The sequence below is a fragment of the Halorubellus litoreus genome, assembly GCF_037081675.1.
Classification (GTDB): domain Archaea; phylum Halobacteriota; class Halobacteria; order Halobacteriales; family Natrialbaceae; genus Halorubellus; species Halorubellus litoreus.
On record NZ_JAZAQL010000001.1, the window covers coordinates 394,069 to 407,212 of the forward strand.

Below are 13,144 nucleotides of genomic sequence, written 5' to 3' on the forward strand. Positions count from 1 at the left end.
CAAATATATCTTTCCGTGCAGGCTCTACTGGCTTGAATTTTCGGCCCTGGAGCCGAGTTCGAGCGAGGTTCGGCGACGAAACGTTTACCTCCGGACCGCCGTCAGTACGGTCGTGGAGCGAGTCGAGGTCACGACCGTCGTGTACGCGGACAGACAGCGAGTGTACGAGTTCCTGCTCGACTTCCCCGGGTACGCCGCGTACTCCGAGCACATGAAGCGCGTCGGCCAGCGCGGCGACGGCGGCCCCGGCACGCGATACGACCTCACGTTCGCGTGGTGGAAACTCACCTACACCGCGCACTCGGAGGTCACCGAGACGCACCCGCCGGAACGCATCGACTGGCGTATCACGAAGGACATCGACGCGACCGGTCACTGGTTCGTCGAATCCGTCGACCCGCCGGACGGCGAGGACGTCGCGACGCAAGTCCGGTTCCTCGTCGAGTACGACCCGGACTCCGCGACGGTCGGGAACATCGACCTGCCGCGGTTCGTCTCGCTGTCCTGGGTCGTCGAGAAGGTGAAACCGAAGATCCAGCGCGAGGCGACCAACATCGTCGAGCGCGTCGTCGTCGACCTCGAAGGGCAGCGACGGCGCGTCGACCTGGACGTCGACACGACGTCGAGCGACGGCTGAATGCGCCGCGAGCGCCCGCGAACGGCCGCGAGCGCGCAGCAGGCGCCGCGACGCGCGCATGACAACCCTCTTGTTCGGGCCGTTCGTCCGCCCCGATTATGTACGAGGTGAGCGCGTGATGCGAGTGGTGGTCGTGGGTGCTGGCGAGGTCGGTGCGAACATCGCCAGCGGGCTCGCTGACGCGCACGAAGTGGTGGTCGTCGACACCGACCCCGAGCGCGTCGAAGCGATCACGTACCAGTTGGACGTCCTCGCCATCGAGGGCGACGGGACGTCCCTCGCGACGCTCAAGGAGGCCGGGGTGGAGGACGCGGACATGCTCATCGCGAGCACGGACAGCGACGAGGCGAACATCGTCGCGTGCGCCACCGCGAAGACCGTCTCGGACGCGTTCACGGTCGCTCGCGTCCGGAAGACCGATTACTTGACGACGTGGCGTGGCGCCGAGGGCGCGTTCAGCGTCGACTTCATGGTGTGCACGGACCTGCTCGCCGCGGAGACCATCGTCCGCATCGCGGGCCTGCCGGGCGCGCAGGACGTCGACTCGTTCGCGGGCGGACGCGTCCGCATGGCGGAGTTCGAGGTGACCGAGGAGAGCACGCTCGCGAACGAGACCGTCGAGTCCGCGGACCGCTTCGAGTCGTTGACGTTCGCCGCCATCCTCCGGAACGGCGACGTGGAGATTCCGCGTGGTGACACGCTCATCGAGCCGGGTGACAAGGTCGTCGTCATCGGGAGTCCGGAGAGCTGTCGGTTGTTCGCGTCGGAGTTGACGCCGACGAACGGCCTGGAGAGCTCCGACGAGGTGTACGTCGTCGGCGGGAGCGAGATCGGGTATCAGACGGCGCGACTGCTGGAAGCGCAGGGCGTGACGCCGCGGGTCATCGAGCGAGACCCGGAGCGCGCTCGCGAACTCGCGGAGGAACTCGTCGGGAGCGTCGTCCTGGAGAACGACGGGACGGACATCGACTTCCTGGAGCGCGAGCACGTCGCGGACGCGGACCTCGTCGTCGCGGCGTTGTCCTCGGACGAGAAGAACCTCCTCGTGAGTCTGCTCGCGAAGCGCCTGGGCGCGAAGCGGACGGTCGCGGTCGTCGAGGACGGGTCGTTCGTCGACGTCTTCGAGACCGTTGGCGTGGACGTGGCGGTGAACCCGCGGGAGGTGACCGCCGAGGAGATAACGCGGTTCACGCGCGAGGAGCACACGCAGAACGTCGCGATCATCGAGAGCGACCGCGCGGAGGTCCTCGAGATCGAGGTGGACGACGAGAGCTTGCTCGCGAACCGCACCATCGCGGACGCGACCGCGGACCTCCCCCAGGGCGTGGTCGTCGGTGCAATCACGCGTGACGACGAACTCATCACGCCGCGCGGTGATACGGTCGTCAGACCCGGGGACCACGTCGTCGTGTTCGCGGAGACGTCGATACTGGAGGAGGTCACGCCGCAGCTATGAAGGTGGACTGGCGCGCGAGCGTCTCGCTCGTCGGCCGGGTGACGAAGTACCTCGCGGTCGCGTTGCTGGTCCCCATCGTCACCGGGTTGCTCTACGACCCGCGCACGATCGTCCCGTTCGTCGTGACGGCGCTGGTCGCGGTCGGCGTCGGCACCGTCCTGGAACGCCTCGACGACGACCCGGACATCGGTGCGCGCGAGGGGTTCCTGATGGTGGCGGCGACGTGGTTCGCGGTGTCGGTCGTCGGCGCACTGCCGTACCTCCTCGAACATCTCGCGTTCCAGGGAGGGTCGCTGACATATACCACAGACACGACGCTCCATCACCCGGAAAACGCGCTGTTCGAGACGATGAGTGGGTTCACGACGACGGGCGCGACCGTGATGGGTGACATCTCCTTCGAGAGTCACACGCGAGCGCTCATGATGTGGCGACAGATGACGCAGTGGCTCGGCGGGATGGGTATCGTCGTGCTCGCGGTCGCCATTCTCCCGGAGCTATCGGTCGGTGGCGCACAGTTGATGGACGCGGAGGCGCCGGGCCCGGGCATCGAGAAGCTCACGCCGCGCATCGCGGAGACGGCGCGCGCGCTCTGGGTGGCGTACGCGGGCATCACCGCCCTCGAAGTCCTCCTCCTCTACGGCCTGCACGTCGCGGGAACGGCACCGGCCATGACCGCGTACAACGCCATCGCGCACGGGTTCACGACGATGTCAACGGGCGGGTTCTCGCCGGAGGCGCGGTCCATCGAGGCGTTCTCGGCGGCGGTCCAGTGGTTGATAATCCCGTTCATGGTCGCGGCGGGCACGAACTTCGCGCTGTTCTGGCACGCGACGAAGGGGAACGTCGACAAGCTCCTCAAGGACGCGGAGTTCCGCGCGTACGCCGGCGTCATCGGCGTCCTCGCGGCTGTCGCCGCGGCGTTCATCTACCTCGACCCGGGGCTGTCCGGGCCGGCGACGGCGTCGACGGCACCGCACTACGCCGACAAGGGCGTCGCCGCCGGGCCGATCGCGCACACGTTCCCGATATTCGGTGACGTCGAGGGAGCGCTCCGGCAGGCGACGTTCCAGGTGGTGTCGTTCGTGACGACGACGGGGTACGCGACGATGGATTTCAACGCGTGGAACGGTTCGGCGCGGTACGTGCTCGTGTTCGCGATGTTCATCGGTGGGTCCGCCGGGTCGACCGGTGGTGGTATCAAGATCGTGCGGTGGCTCGTCATCCTGAAGTCGCTGCGTCGCGAGCTGTTCACGACCGTTCACCCGGACGCGGTCAGGCCCGTGCGGCTCGCGGGGAAGCCGCTGGACGAGCGCGCCATCCGCGGCATCTACGGGTTCACGCTCCTGTACTTCGCCATCTTCTTCGTCGCCACGCTCGTGCTCGTCGCGGACGCGGCCGTGATGGCCGAACCCGCGCCGCTGTCCGTCATCGAGGCGATGACGGCGGTTGCGGCGACGCTCGGGAACATCGGGCCGGGCCTGGAACTCATCGGGCCGATGGGGAGCTACATCGACTTCACTATCGAGGCGAAGGTGTTCATGGTCGTCCTGATGTGGATCGGCCGCCTCGAGATCTTCCCGGTGCTCGTACTCCTGACGCGCGGGTACTGGTCGTCCTGACCGCGAACGCGGCTTTTTCGGGGCGCGGTCACCGGGCGCGCTCGCTCACGGGATCGCTGTCGCCGTCGTTGCGAGGTCGCGGTACGCGAGGAGCGATTCGATGCCAGCGACGGCGAGGACGAGCGAGACGGCGACGGCGAACACGCCGGAGACGCGCGTGGCGAGCACGACCCGCTCGCGCTCGGCGGCGTCGGCGTCGCCGAAGACGGTGAGGAACGCGCGCGGTCGGTGAACGGCACCGACGCCGAGGACCGCGGCGGTGGACGACGCGGTGACGGCGAGCACGGCGGCGGCTTCGACCATCGCGTCCGTGAACGCCATCGCGCCGACGGCGACGGCGGTGAGCGCCAACAGGACGACCGCCGCGAGGCCGTACGTGCGCTTGAACGCGGAGACGTCACCGGGCATGCCTCCGTCTGCTGGCGCTGCCCTCCTCAATCTACCGGCAGAACCGACCGGCGGGTCCCGAGGCCGCGTCCGCGGACACCGCTGGCGGGCGGACGCGACGTCGTGCGAACGAGAGTCGTAGCGACGACGTGAAAACGGATGGCGTGGATGCGCCGGGGTCGGCGTTCCGCGACGACGGGGTTACTCCGGCGTCTCGAAGTCGCCGCCGTACCGCATGAAGAAGTACGCCATCGAGAGCACGGAGAGCAATGCGGCGGTGCCGGCGACGGCGAGCGTCTTCGCGCTCCCGGGGAGCACCGGGCCGCTCGACCCGGCAGGTTCGAGGCTCTCGACGACACTGATGCTGGCCTCCATCCCGGCGCCGACGTGGGGCTGACAGAAGTAGTCGTAGTCGCCGGTCGTGTTGAACGTGTGCGAGTACTCGTGGCCGGTGTCGTACGTCTTCGACGCCGGGCCCTCCGTTCCCTCCCATTCCGCGCCGTCGGGCTGGTTCTCGACGACGATGTTGTGGTTGTCCGAGTCCCACACGAAGTTCACGGTCGTGCCGACCGCGATCTCGAGGTCGGCGGGCTCGTACACGAGCGACCCGCCGGGGCCGACGACGACCTCTTCGGTCGCGCCACCGCCGCCCCCGCCTTCGGTGCCTTCCTGTGCGGCGGCGGTCCCCGCAGCGCCGGCCGCGGCCGCGCCCGTGACGGCCGTCATGAACTGCCGGCGCGAGACAGGCGTGTCCGTAGCGTCTTCGTCCATACCCGGTGGTTAGGGGAGCCCCGTACTGAAATCTTCGATTCGCGCACGGCGGTTCCGTGCGGCGAGTCGGTGCTTCGTCCGTCCGGTGCGGTCGCGCCCGACCTACAGCGTGTAGTCGTGGGCGCCGGTCTCGGTGTCGAGGAAGGCGTCGGCGAGGTCGATGGCGGCGGCGACGTCGTCGCCGTGCACGCTCTCGACGGGCGTGTGGAGGTACCGCGTCGGGAACGAGATGGCGCCGACCGGGGTCGGCCCGGAGGAGCGCTGGAAGCCGGCGGTGTCGGTGCCGCCGGCGGGGAGGACCTCGTGCTGGACGGCGACGTCGCGGTCGGCGGCGACCGAACGCAGGCGGTCGACGACCTTCCGGTTCGGGATGACGCTCGAGTCCTTGAACTTGATACCGGCGCCGGCGCCGAGTTTCGTGACGTACTTGTCGTCGTCGGTCTCGGGGACGTCGTTCGCGACGGTCGTGTCGAGGTTCAGTGCGAGGTCGGGCGCGAGGTCGACGCCGATGGCTTCGGCACCCCGCAACCCGACCTCCTCCTGGACGGTCGCGGCGAGGTGCACCGTGACGGGCGGGTCGTCGAGGCGGTCGGCGAGCGCGCAGAGCGCGAACACGCTCACGCGGTTGTCGAGCGCTTTCCCGTTGATGCAGTCGCCGACGACCTCGGTGGTCTGCGTGGTTGAGACGCGGTCGCCGACCGCGACGCGTTCGCGGACCTCGTCGGCGGGGAGGCCGAGGTCGACGTCGACGTCGTGGACGCCGCGTTCGTCGTCGTCGTCGCTCCCGCCCGAGTGCGGGGGGATGGAGCCGATGACGCCCAGGAGCTCCTCGTCGTCCGTGTGGACGACGACGCGCTGCGCGCGCAGGACCTCGGGGTCCCAGCCGCCGAGCGCGTCCACCTGCAGGAACCCGTCGTCGTCGACGTTCCGGACCATGAACCCGATCTCGTCCATGTGCGCGGCGACGACCACCTCGTAGTCGGGATTCTCGCTCCCCTCGATGGTGCCGACGAGGTTCCCCATCGCGTCCGAGCGTACCTCGTCGACCGCGCTCGCGGCCGCGAACTCGCGGCGGACGACGTCGCGGACCGCGTCCTCGTACCCTGGTACCCCGTGCGCTTCGGTCAGCTCGACGAGCAGCGACTCGTCGAAGTCGAAGGCTGTCATGACTCCCCATCCGTCGCCCGCGCACAAAAACCGATAGGACGGCGAGGGCGTCGCCGGTTCACGGCGGGGCGCGCGAGGGAATGTGGTTCGACCCTGGTCAGGTGCGGACGTGCACGCGCCGACGGACCGTGGCGAGAACGTCGGTGAGCGCGTGGCGTTTGAGGACGGCGAAGCCGACGAAGATGACGACGAACCCGAGGGCGGTCGTGGCGTCGACGACGTTCCCGAAGACGGCCCAGGCGACGAGCGCGGCGACGACGGGTTCGAGGTAGGAGACGAGCGTGAGTTCGGTTGCGCCGATGCGTTCCAGGAGCTCGAAGTAGACGAGGAAGGCGACGGCGCCCGAGGCGAGCGCGAGGAACCCGAGCGCGACGATGGCCTCGGTCGTCCACGTGGCGTCGGCGAGGGATTCGCCGCGCGCGAGGCTGGCGAGGTGGAGGCCGATGGCGCCGCCGACCATCGCCCACGCCTGCGTCGTGGGCTTCGGGAGGCCGGCGTCGAACGGGCGTGCGAGGACGCTCCCGAGCGCGAAGCACGCGGTGCCGGCGAGCACGAGCGCGACGCCGACGATGCTGCCGTCGAGCGCGCCCGGGCTCGGGTCGACGACGACGGCGACGCCGAGGATGCCGAGTGCGACGCCGACGAGGCCGGTCGTCGTCAGCGGTTCCTCGAGGTCGAGCGCGCTCCCGACGCCCGCGGTGAGGACCGGGGAGAGGGAGACGACGACCGCGGCGACGGCGCCGGAGACGTACGTCTCGCCGACGTAGAGGAGCGCGGGGTACGCGCCGAACACGAAGACGGCGGGAACGAGGACGCTCATGAACTCGGTCCGGGTGCGGGGTCGCCAGCGGTCGGTCGCGGTGACGGCGTACGCGAGGACGACGACGCCGGCGAGGTCGTAGCGGAGCGCGGCGAACGCGAGCGCGGGGACGTGATGGAGGCCGACCTCGATGGCGACGAACGACGTCCCCCAGAGGATTGCGAGCGATACGAACAACAGGCTCGTGTCTGGGAGTGCTCTCCAGAACTTCTGCGATATCATTGGTTGCTATCCAACGCCAGCCGATGGTAGTATTAAAATCCGTTGCAACTCGAACTCCAGAACCAGAATTGTGAATTGCTCTCGACACAGGAGTTGTACGAAACTACGAATTTTATCGATATTCTGGATTCTATCCGAGCGAAGAACCGGTCGGGAGGCTGAAGTCGGTCGCGTGCGACCGTCGACGCATGGACGACCGCGACGTGCGCCTCCTCAAGGCCATCAGCGAACTCGGCACCGGCAGCCCCGAACGACTCCACGAAGAGACGGACATCCCCGTCTCCACCATCCACTACCGGCTGAACAACCTCCGCGAAGCCGGCGTCATCGAGAACGACTGCTACGACCTCGACCTCGACGCGCTCGGCCTCGGCGTCACCGTCATCCTCGAGGTCCTCACCGACTACTCCGGGAGCCACGAGGACGTCGCCGACGACATCGAAGCCATCGAAGGCGTCACCCAGTTGTTCTCGACGATGGGCGAGACCGACTACGTCGCCATCGCACGCCTCCACGATGGCGACGACGTCGGCCGCCTCATCCGCGACTTCGAGACCGTCGACGCCGTCGAACGCACCAACTCCACGTACGTCATCGACGAACTCCACGAGGACGCCCGCGCCCTCGGCAGCTACAGCATGGAGACCCTGCTCGCCACGCTCACCGACGACGACTGACAGCCGACGACCGACCAGCGACGCTCGACCGACCGGCGACCGACCGGCGACGCACGCCGAGACATAAAGTCCACCGCACGCGTACGGGAGCGCGTGCCCGAGGACGCAACGAAGTGGAGTTCGGTGGAGCGCGACCGCGAGGCCGCCGAACGCGCGGTTCGCCAGCGGCTCGCGGTCGTCCTCGCAGACGTCGCCTTCCCCGTCGAGGACCAGCTCGCCGTCGCCGCAGCCGTCGACGCCCCGCACAGCCAACGCGTCACCGTCGGCGACCGCCGGTTCACCGCGATGGAACTCGCCGTCAGACTCGAACCGTACCAGGACTTCCCCTACGAGTCGCTCGACGCGCTCGTCGACGACGTCGTCGCCGGACTCCGCGAAGAAGAACTACTCTGAATCGCGCCCACCGACCGGGCAGCCGCCCAGAAGAGGTCCGCTATCAGTGGTCGACCTGCGGTTCGTCCACGAGCTGCCGGCGCTGCTCGCGGAGGTGCGCGGGCATGTCCGCGTACGCGTGCTCGAACATCTCGCCGGGGTCCAGGCCCGTGTGGTCCTCTGCAGCCGCCACCGCCTCCCGCACGGTCTCCGTCGCCCACTCCTGGGTCGCCGCCTCGTCCGTCTCCGACCACCCGAACTCCTCCTCGAGGTACGTCCGCGCGCGGTCCAGGGGGTCCTCGAGCCGCCAGTCCTCGGCGTCGGACTCGTCGCGGTACTTCGACGGGTCGTCCGTCGTCGTGTGCGCGCCCTTCCGATAGGTCACCGCCTCGACGAGCGTCGGCCCGCCGCCGTTCCGGGCGTTCTCGAGCGCCTCCGAGACGACGTCGTACACCGCGAACACGTCGTTCCCGTCGACGCGAACGCCGTCGAACCCGTACGCCTGGGCCTTCTGGGCGATGGTCGCGCTCGCCGTCTGGCGTTCCCGGGGCACCGAGATGGCGTAGCCGTTGTTCTGACAGAAGAACACCGTCGGCGTCTCGAAGACGCCCGCGAAGTTCAATGCCTCGTGGAAGTCGCCCTCCGACGTGGCGCCGTCGCCGAACGAGACGAGGCTCGCGACGTCGTCGCCCTTGTACTTCGCCGCCATCCCGACGCCGACCGCGTGAGGCAGCTGGGTCGCGATCGGTATCGTGATGGGGAACGTCGTCAGGTCCGCGGGGTCCTCGTGGTCGATGTAGTTCCCTTCGCCGGAGAGGTGAAGCAAGACCTCGCGGAGGTCGACGCCGCGCTGGAGGAACATCGCGTGGTCGCGGTACGTCGGGAACAGGTAGTCCCGGTCGGGCATCGCCGCGACCGCACCGATCTGCGCCGCTTCCTGGCCGGCCATCGGCGCGTACGTCCCGATGCGGCCCTGTCGGTGGAGGCTGACTGCTTTCTCGTCGAATGTCCGGGCGAGTACCATTGTCTCGTAGAGCGAGCGTGCACGCTCTGCGGAGACGCTGTGGTCGGTGACCTGCGAGCCGCCCGGGGACATGACGCGAACGATGTTGTCAGCCTTCGACATTGGTGACACCTGAGGGTCTATCGGACAATCACCCGCACGGGTAATAAAGAATCGCCTCAAACAGATTCGTTCATGAAATTATCACCGAGTACTTAAACTCATCTCGGATTTATCGGCCGGTTGCGGCTTCAGGTCGTGGCAATATTGACGAATCGTCGAATCGAGCCACGGACTCGCAAGCCGGAAACCCTAACACGAGCCGTCGATTCGTGAGAGCCAATGACAGACTGGATCGGCGAGACGTTCACGAGCGACGTCGGCTGGAACCACCTGGAGACACTCGTCGACATCGGCGACCGCATGGCAGGCAGCGACGGGGAACGCCGTGCAGCCGAAGCGACCCGGGACGCCCTCGCCGACGCCGGCGCGCGCGACGCCCACCTCGCCGAGTTCGACATCCAGGGCTGGGAGCGCGGAACGAGCAGTCTCGACGCCGCCGGCGAGACGTACGACCAGCGCCACGAGGTCATCGCGCTCCCCCGGTCGCCGAGCGGGACCGCGTCCGGCGAACTCGTCGACCTCGGGTACGGCCTCCCGCGGGACTTCGAAGACGCCGACCTCGACGGCAAGGTCGTCCTCGCGCGCTCGGACGTCCCCGAGTGGTACGACCGCTACCTGCACCGCCGCGAGAAGTACTATCACGCCGTCGAGGCCGGCGCCGCCGCATTCGTCTACCGGAACCACGTCGACGGCTGCCTCCCGCCGACCGGGAGCGTCGGCACCGACGCCGACCCCGTCGGCGACATCCCCGCCGTCGGCGTCTCCGCCGAGGTCGGCGCACGCATCGCCCGACGCGCCGACGGCGACATCGTCGACGTCGACGTCACCGCCGCCATCGAGGACGCCACCAGCCAGAACGTCCACGCGACGCTCGGCCCCGACAGCGACGACGAACTCCTCCTGACGAGTCACGTCGACGCGCACGACATCGCCGAGGGCGCGATGGACAACGGCGCCGGCACCGCCACCGTCGTCCAGGTCGTCGACGCACTCGCGAAGCGCGAGAACGACCTCGACACGCGCGTCCACGTCGTCTGCTTCGGCGCCGAGGAGGTCGGGCTCGTCGGCTCCGCGCACCTCGCCGAGCGAGCCGACCACGACGACGTCGCCGCCGTCCTGAACCTCGACGGCGTCTGTCAGGGCCGCGACCTCGGGTTCTACGCGCACGGCTTCGACGAACTCGCCGACGCCATCGACGACGTCGCCGACCGCATGGGCCACCCCGCGTACGTCACCCCCGAACTCGGCCCGCACAGCGACCACTGGCCGTTCGTCAAATGGGGCGTCCCCGGCACGCACGTCTACGGGAAGACCCCCGGCGACGGCCGCGGCTGGGGCCACACGCACGCCGATACCCTCGACAAACTCGAGAAGCGCGACCTCCGCGAACAGGGGATCGTCCTCGCGGAACTCGCCGTCGAACTCGCGAGCGACGATACCACCATCGAGCACCGCGACCCCGACGAGATCGCCGCGCAACTCGAAGACGAGGACCAGGCCGAAGGCATGCGAATAACCGGCGACTGGCCGTACGACGACTGACGCCGAGTCCCGCGCCGTCACGCGACGAGTTCCTGAACGCACACTCGCCGACGGCGCGGCGGCGAGACCTGCAGGGTTTTTGGTCACCCCACCGCAACCCCCGAGTATGGACGAGTCCACGACGGCCGACGCGGTCGTTGGCATCGTCGACGCCACCGCCGCCGACGCACCCGACGTCACCGCGCTCGCCGCCGCCGTCGAGCGGGCCGGCGGCACGCCCGTCGTCGACGACGCCCCCGCACTCGCCGCCACCGACCTCGACGCCGCCGTCGCCCCCGGCGACCGAGCACTCGTCGAGTACGTCCGCGCACACGTCACCGCACCCGTCCTCCCCGTCGACACCGACCCGAGCACGCGCAGCGTCCCCGCCGCCGACGCCGCCGACGCCATCGTCACGCTCGTCGCCCGCGAACACGGCACGACGACGCGCAGAACACTCGCCGTGACCGCGCCCGGAACCGACCCCGTCCGCGCACTCGCGGACGTCACCCTCGTCACGAGCGAACCCGCGCGCATCAGCGAGTACACGCTCACCGCCTCGAGCCGCGTCGTCGGCCAGTTCCGCGCGGACGGCGTCGTCCTCGCCACACCCGCCGGCTCCCAGGGGTACGCGCGCGCCGCCGGCAGCCACGTCGTCGCCCCACACACCGGCGTGCTCGCCGCCGTCCCCATCGCGCCGTTCGCGACGAACGCCGACGACTGGGTCGTCCCCGACGACGACGTCACCCTCACCGTCGAACGCGACGAAGGCGACGTCTCCCTCCGCATCGACGACACCCACGTCACCCGCATCGGGTACGGCGACGTCGTCGAAGCCACCCCCGACGACTCGCTCACCATCGCCGTCACCCCCCAGAGCACCGGGCCGTGGCCGCACGCATTGGAAAAGCACTAATGGCTCAACCACACAGGTTGACCTATGGACCCAGCGACGATGTTCGGACCCCTCGACGCCATCCTCACCAGCAAGGTGCTCGGCGTCGAACTCGTCAAGTACCTGCTGGTCGTGCTCGTGCTCGCCAACATGGCGACGCGCATCCTCGCGTACCAGCGTAACGTCAGCGAAGCCGAAGACGAGGACGTCGAGACCGCCTCCCGCCACCCGCTGCACACCGCCTCGACGGTCGTCCTCATCCTCACCACGTTCTACTACACGACCTACGAACAGCACGGCGGCGTCGTCCTCACGATGCTCGTCCTCGGGATGTTCCTCACGGACTTCTTCGAGTTCGAGACGCGGAGCGTCGACCTCCGCAAGGACAAATCCGTTCGGCGCCCCAACGGCGCGCTCTTCGCGTCCCTGCTCGTCCTCGCGTACGCGACGTTCCAGCTCGCGAACGAGTTCGACGTGTTCGTCCAGGGACTCTCCCAGATCATCTGACCACGCAACCACCTCGACGCCGTTCTTCTCCTCGCACGACCCCGCACCCGAGCACCGCCGCCGGAACCCGACCTACGAAGGCCATTCCTACGAACCCACTCCGCCAACAGTAACCGCCGTACGCGACCGAACACCTCCCTCGACACGCTCCCGGCCGTTCGCAAATCAGAGACCTCCACCACGCGACCGACGACGACAACCGGCGCCCCCAGCCAGCGTCGTCGGCCGCTCGCGCACCTCACGCTCGACTCACCGACACCAACCACTCACGGACCAACACCACCACACCAGTCAAAGACGCCGACCGACGACCACGAGCGCAGAACCCAGTCGCTCGTCGACCATCACTCGCAGAACCGAACGCTATCGCAGAAACGCCGCCTCAGCCCGCGAAGTACTCGCGCGTCTGTTCGGCCGCCGGGATGACGACCCAGAACGTCAACACGCCGATGATGATGAACCAGCGCAGGCCGCTCTCGAGCACGAGCGCCATCTCGCCGTACGTCCCCAAGTCAGCCGGCGGCGCCCCCGTGAGCTGTGCACCCTCGAACGACGGCGTCTTGTACCAGCCAGCCAGGACCATCCAGATCAGTCCCACACCGGCGAGGATAGCCGTGCCTTTGGCGAATTCGTCAGCCATTACCTGAACCTTCGTCGGATTCGTCTTTAGACTTTCCCATTCCTTCAGTCCGGAATCGCGTCGAGAACGCGTACACGAACGCCCCCAGGACGATACTGCCGAGTCCCACGAGCGCGAGCACGACGTTCACCTCGTCCGGCGACGCCTGCGCGCGATTCGTCGCCACGTCCAACGCCACGAACCCGAGGATGACCGCAACCATCGCAATCAACGTCGCGAACACCGTCACCGTCTTGTAGAGACGCATCGGGACCTCGACCTCGCGAGACCCGCGAGCACCATCCTCTACTGGCTCGTCGTCAGTCATCGAAAGAACGGGACAGC

15 protein-coding genes are annotated in these 13,144 nt (G+C 68.4%); 8 read left to right on the forward strand and 7 right to left on the reverse strand.

Going from position 1 to position 13,144, the window contains the following annotated elements; genetic code table 11:
* The first annotated feature begins 112 nt into the window (after window positions 1–112).
* The 3 genes from VYJ16_RS02035 (at window position 113) to VYJ16_RS02045 (ending at window position 3,715) form a co-directional block, all read left to right on the forward strand.
* Complete coding sequence (locus VYJ16_RS02035) at window positions 113–637, forward strand: SRPBCC family protein (RefSeq protein WP_336348654.1); 525 nt, start codon at window positions 113–115, stop codon at window positions 635–637.
* Between the two features lie 118 nt (window positions 638–755).
* On the forward strand, window positions 756–2,093 hold the full coding sequence (gene trkA / locus VYJ16_RS02040; RefSeq protein ID WP_336349654.1) for a Trk system potassium transporter TrkA: 1,338 nt from the start codon (window positions 756–758) through the stop codon (window positions 2,091–2,093).
* Window positions 2,090–3,715 carry a TrkH family potassium uptake protein gene (locus VYJ16_RS02045; protein ID WP_336348655.1) on the forward strand — a complete coding sequence of 542 codons (1,626 nt, stop codon included), beginning with the start codon at window positions 2,090–2,092 and terminating at the stop codon, window positions 3,713–3,715. Before trkA ends, VYJ16_RS02045 begins: the two co-directional genes overlap by 4 nt.
* Before the next feature lie 45 nt (window positions 3,716–3,760).
* On the opposite strand, the gene VYJ16_RS02050 is transcribed toward VYJ16_RS02045, so the two are convergent.
* The 4 genes from VYJ16_RS02050 to VYJ16_RS02065 all read right to left on the reverse strand — a co-directional run bounded on the left by VYJ16_RS02050 (window position 3,761) and on the right by VYJ16_RS02065 (window position 7,079).
* Window positions 3,761–4,123 (reverse strand): hypothetical protein, encoded by a 363-nt coding sequence (locus VYJ16_RS02050; RefSeq protein ID WP_336348656.1) that lies wholly within the window; start codon window positions 4,121–4,123, stop codon window positions 3,761–3,763.
* A gap of 180 nt (window positions 4,124–4,303) precedes the next feature.
* Window positions 4,304–4,873 (reverse strand): plastocyanin/azurin family copper-binding protein, encoded by a 570-nt coding sequence (locus VYJ16_RS02055; RefSeq protein ID WP_336348657.1) that lies wholly within the window; start codon window positions 4,871–4,873, stop codon window positions 4,304–4,306.
* 102 nt (window positions 4,874–4,975) lie between these two features.
* The gene (locus tag VYJ16_RS02060; protein ID WP_336348658.1) at window positions 4,976–6,040 is read right to left on the reverse strand and encodes a M42 family metallopeptidase; all 1,065 of its coding nucleotides are present in this window, start codon (window positions 6,038–6,040) and stop codon (window positions 4,976–4,978) included.
* 97 nt (window positions 6,041–6,137) lie between these two features.
* Window positions 6,138–7,079, reverse strand: coding sequence for a DMT family transporter (locus tag VYJ16_RS02065; RefSeq protein ID WP_379761984.1), 942 nt, complete (start codon window positions 7,077–7,079; stop codon window positions 6,138–6,140).
* A gap of 191 nt (window positions 7,080–7,270) precedes the next feature.
* On the opposite strand from VYJ16_RS02065, the gene VYJ16_RS02070 reads away from it, so the two are divergent.
* Entirely contained in the window at window positions 7,271–7,759 is a 489-nt protein-coding gene (locus VYJ16_RS02070; protein ID WP_336348660.1) for an Lrp/AsnC family transcriptional regulator, read from the forward strand.
* Between the two features lie 93 nt (window positions 7,760–7,852).
* Window positions 7,853–8,152, forward strand: coding sequence for an MTH865 family protein (locus tag VYJ16_RS02075; protein ID WP_336348661.1), 300 nt, complete (start codon window positions 7,853–7,855; stop codon window positions 8,150–8,152).
* A 43-nt stretch (window positions 8,153–8,195) separates the two neighbouring features.
* Here VYJ16_RS02075 and pdhA read toward each other — a convergent pair whose 3' ends face one another.
* Window positions 8,196–9,257 (reverse strand): pyruvate dehydrogenase (acetyl-transferring) E1 component subunit alpha, encoded by a 1,062-nt coding sequence (gene pdhA / locus VYJ16_RS02080; RefSeq protein WP_336348662.1) that lies wholly within the window; start codon window positions 9,255–9,257, stop codon window positions 8,196–8,198.
* A gap of 219 nt (window positions 9,258–9,476) precedes the next feature.
* Here pdhA and VYJ16_RS02085 point away from each other — a divergent pair, with 219 nt between their 5' ends.
* The 3 genes from VYJ16_RS02085 (at window position 9,477) to VYJ16_RS02095 (ending at window position 12,180) form a co-directional block, all read left to right on the forward strand.
* Window positions 9,477–10,799, forward strand: coding sequence for a M28 family peptidase (locus VYJ16_RS02085; protein WP_336348663.1), 1,323 nt, complete (start codon window positions 9,477–9,479; stop codon window positions 10,797–10,799).
* A 106-nt stretch (window positions 10,800–10,905) separates the two neighbouring features.
* Window positions 10,906–11,694 carry an NAD(+)/NADH kinase gene (locus VYJ16_RS02090; RefSeq protein ID WP_336348664.1) on the forward strand — a complete coding sequence of 263 codons (789 nt, stop codon included), beginning with the start codon at window positions 10,906–10,908 and terminating at the stop codon, window positions 11,692–11,694.
* 24 nt (window positions 11,695–11,718) lie between these two features.
* Window positions 11,719–12,180 (forward strand): DUF7313 family protein, encoded by a 462-nt coding sequence (locus VYJ16_RS02095; RefSeq protein WP_336348665.1) that lies wholly within the window; start codon window positions 11,719–11,721, stop codon window positions 12,178–12,180.
* Between the two features lie 382 nt (window positions 12,181–12,562).
* Here the strand turns inward: VYJ16_RS02095 and VYJ16_RS02100 are convergent, their stop codons facing one another.
* Window positions 12,563–12,820: a DUF7314 family protein gene (locus VYJ16_RS02100; protein ID WP_336348666.1), complete on the reverse strand. Its 258-nt coding sequence runs from the start codon at window positions 12,818–12,820 to the stop codon at window positions 12,563–12,565.
* Window positions 12,813–13,127, reverse strand: a complete 315-nt coding sequence (locus VYJ16_RS02105) for a DUF7315 family membrane protein (protein ID WP_336348667.1) — start codon at window positions 13,125–13,127, stop codon at window positions 12,813–12,815. Before VYJ16_RS02105 ends, VYJ16_RS02100 begins: the two co-directional genes overlap by 8 nt.
* Window positions 13,128–13,144: the final 17 nt, after the last annotated feature.

What these genes read in the sequence shown, in the direction of transcription:
- trkA (WP_336349654.1), top strand. Translation starts at nt 756, where the DNA reads ATGCGAGTGGTGGTCGTGGGTGCTGGCGAGGTCGGTGCGAACATCGCC.
- VYJ16_RS02045 (WP_336348655.1), top strand. Translation starts at nt 2,090, where the DNA reads ATGAAGGTGGACTGGCGCGCGAGCGTCTCGCTCGTCGGCCGGGTGACG.
- VYJ16_RS02050 (WP_336348656.1), bottom strand. Translation starts at nt 4,123, where the DNA reads ATGCCCGGTGACGTCTCCGCGTTCAAGCGCACGTACGGCCTCGCGGCG.
- VYJ16_RS02055 (WP_336348657.1), bottom strand. Translation starts at nt 4,873, where the DNA reads ATGGACGAAGACGCTACGGACACGCCTGTCTCGCGCCGGCAGTTCATG.
- VYJ16_RS02060 (WP_336348658.1), bottom strand. Translation starts at nt 6,040, where the DNA reads ATGACAGCCTTCGACTTCGACGAGTCGCTGCTCGTCGAGCTGACCGAA.
- VYJ16_RS02070 (WP_336348660.1), top strand. Translation starts at nt 7,271, where the DNA reads ATGGACGACCGCGACGTGCGCCTCCTCAAGGCCATCAGCGAACTCGGC.
- pdhA (WP_336348662.1), bottom strand. Translation starts at nt 9,257, where the DNA reads ATGTCGAAGGCTGACAACATCGTTCGCGTCATGTCCCCGGGCGGCTCG.
- VYJ16_RS02085 (WP_336348663.1), top strand. Translation starts at nt 9,477, where the DNA reads ATGACAGACTGGATCGGCGAGACGTTCACGAGCGACGTCGGCTGGAAC.
- VYJ16_RS02090 (WP_336348664.1), top strand. Translation starts at nt 10,906, where the DNA reads ATGGACGAGTCCACGACGGCCGACGCGGTCGTTGGCATCGTCGACGCC.
- VYJ16_RS02095 (WP_336348665.1), top strand. Translation starts at nt 11,719, where the DNA reads ATGGACCCAGCGACGATGTTCGGACCCCTCGACGCCATCCTCACCAGC.
- VYJ16_RS02100 (WP_336348666.1), bottom strand. Translation starts at nt 12,820, where the DNA reads ATGGCTGACGAATTCGCCAAAGGCACGGCTATCCTCGCCGGTGTGGGA.
- VYJ16_RS02105 (WP_336348667.1), bottom strand. Translation starts at nt 13,127, where the DNA reads ATGACTGACGACGAGCCAGTAGAGGATGGTGCTCGCGGGTCTCGCGAG.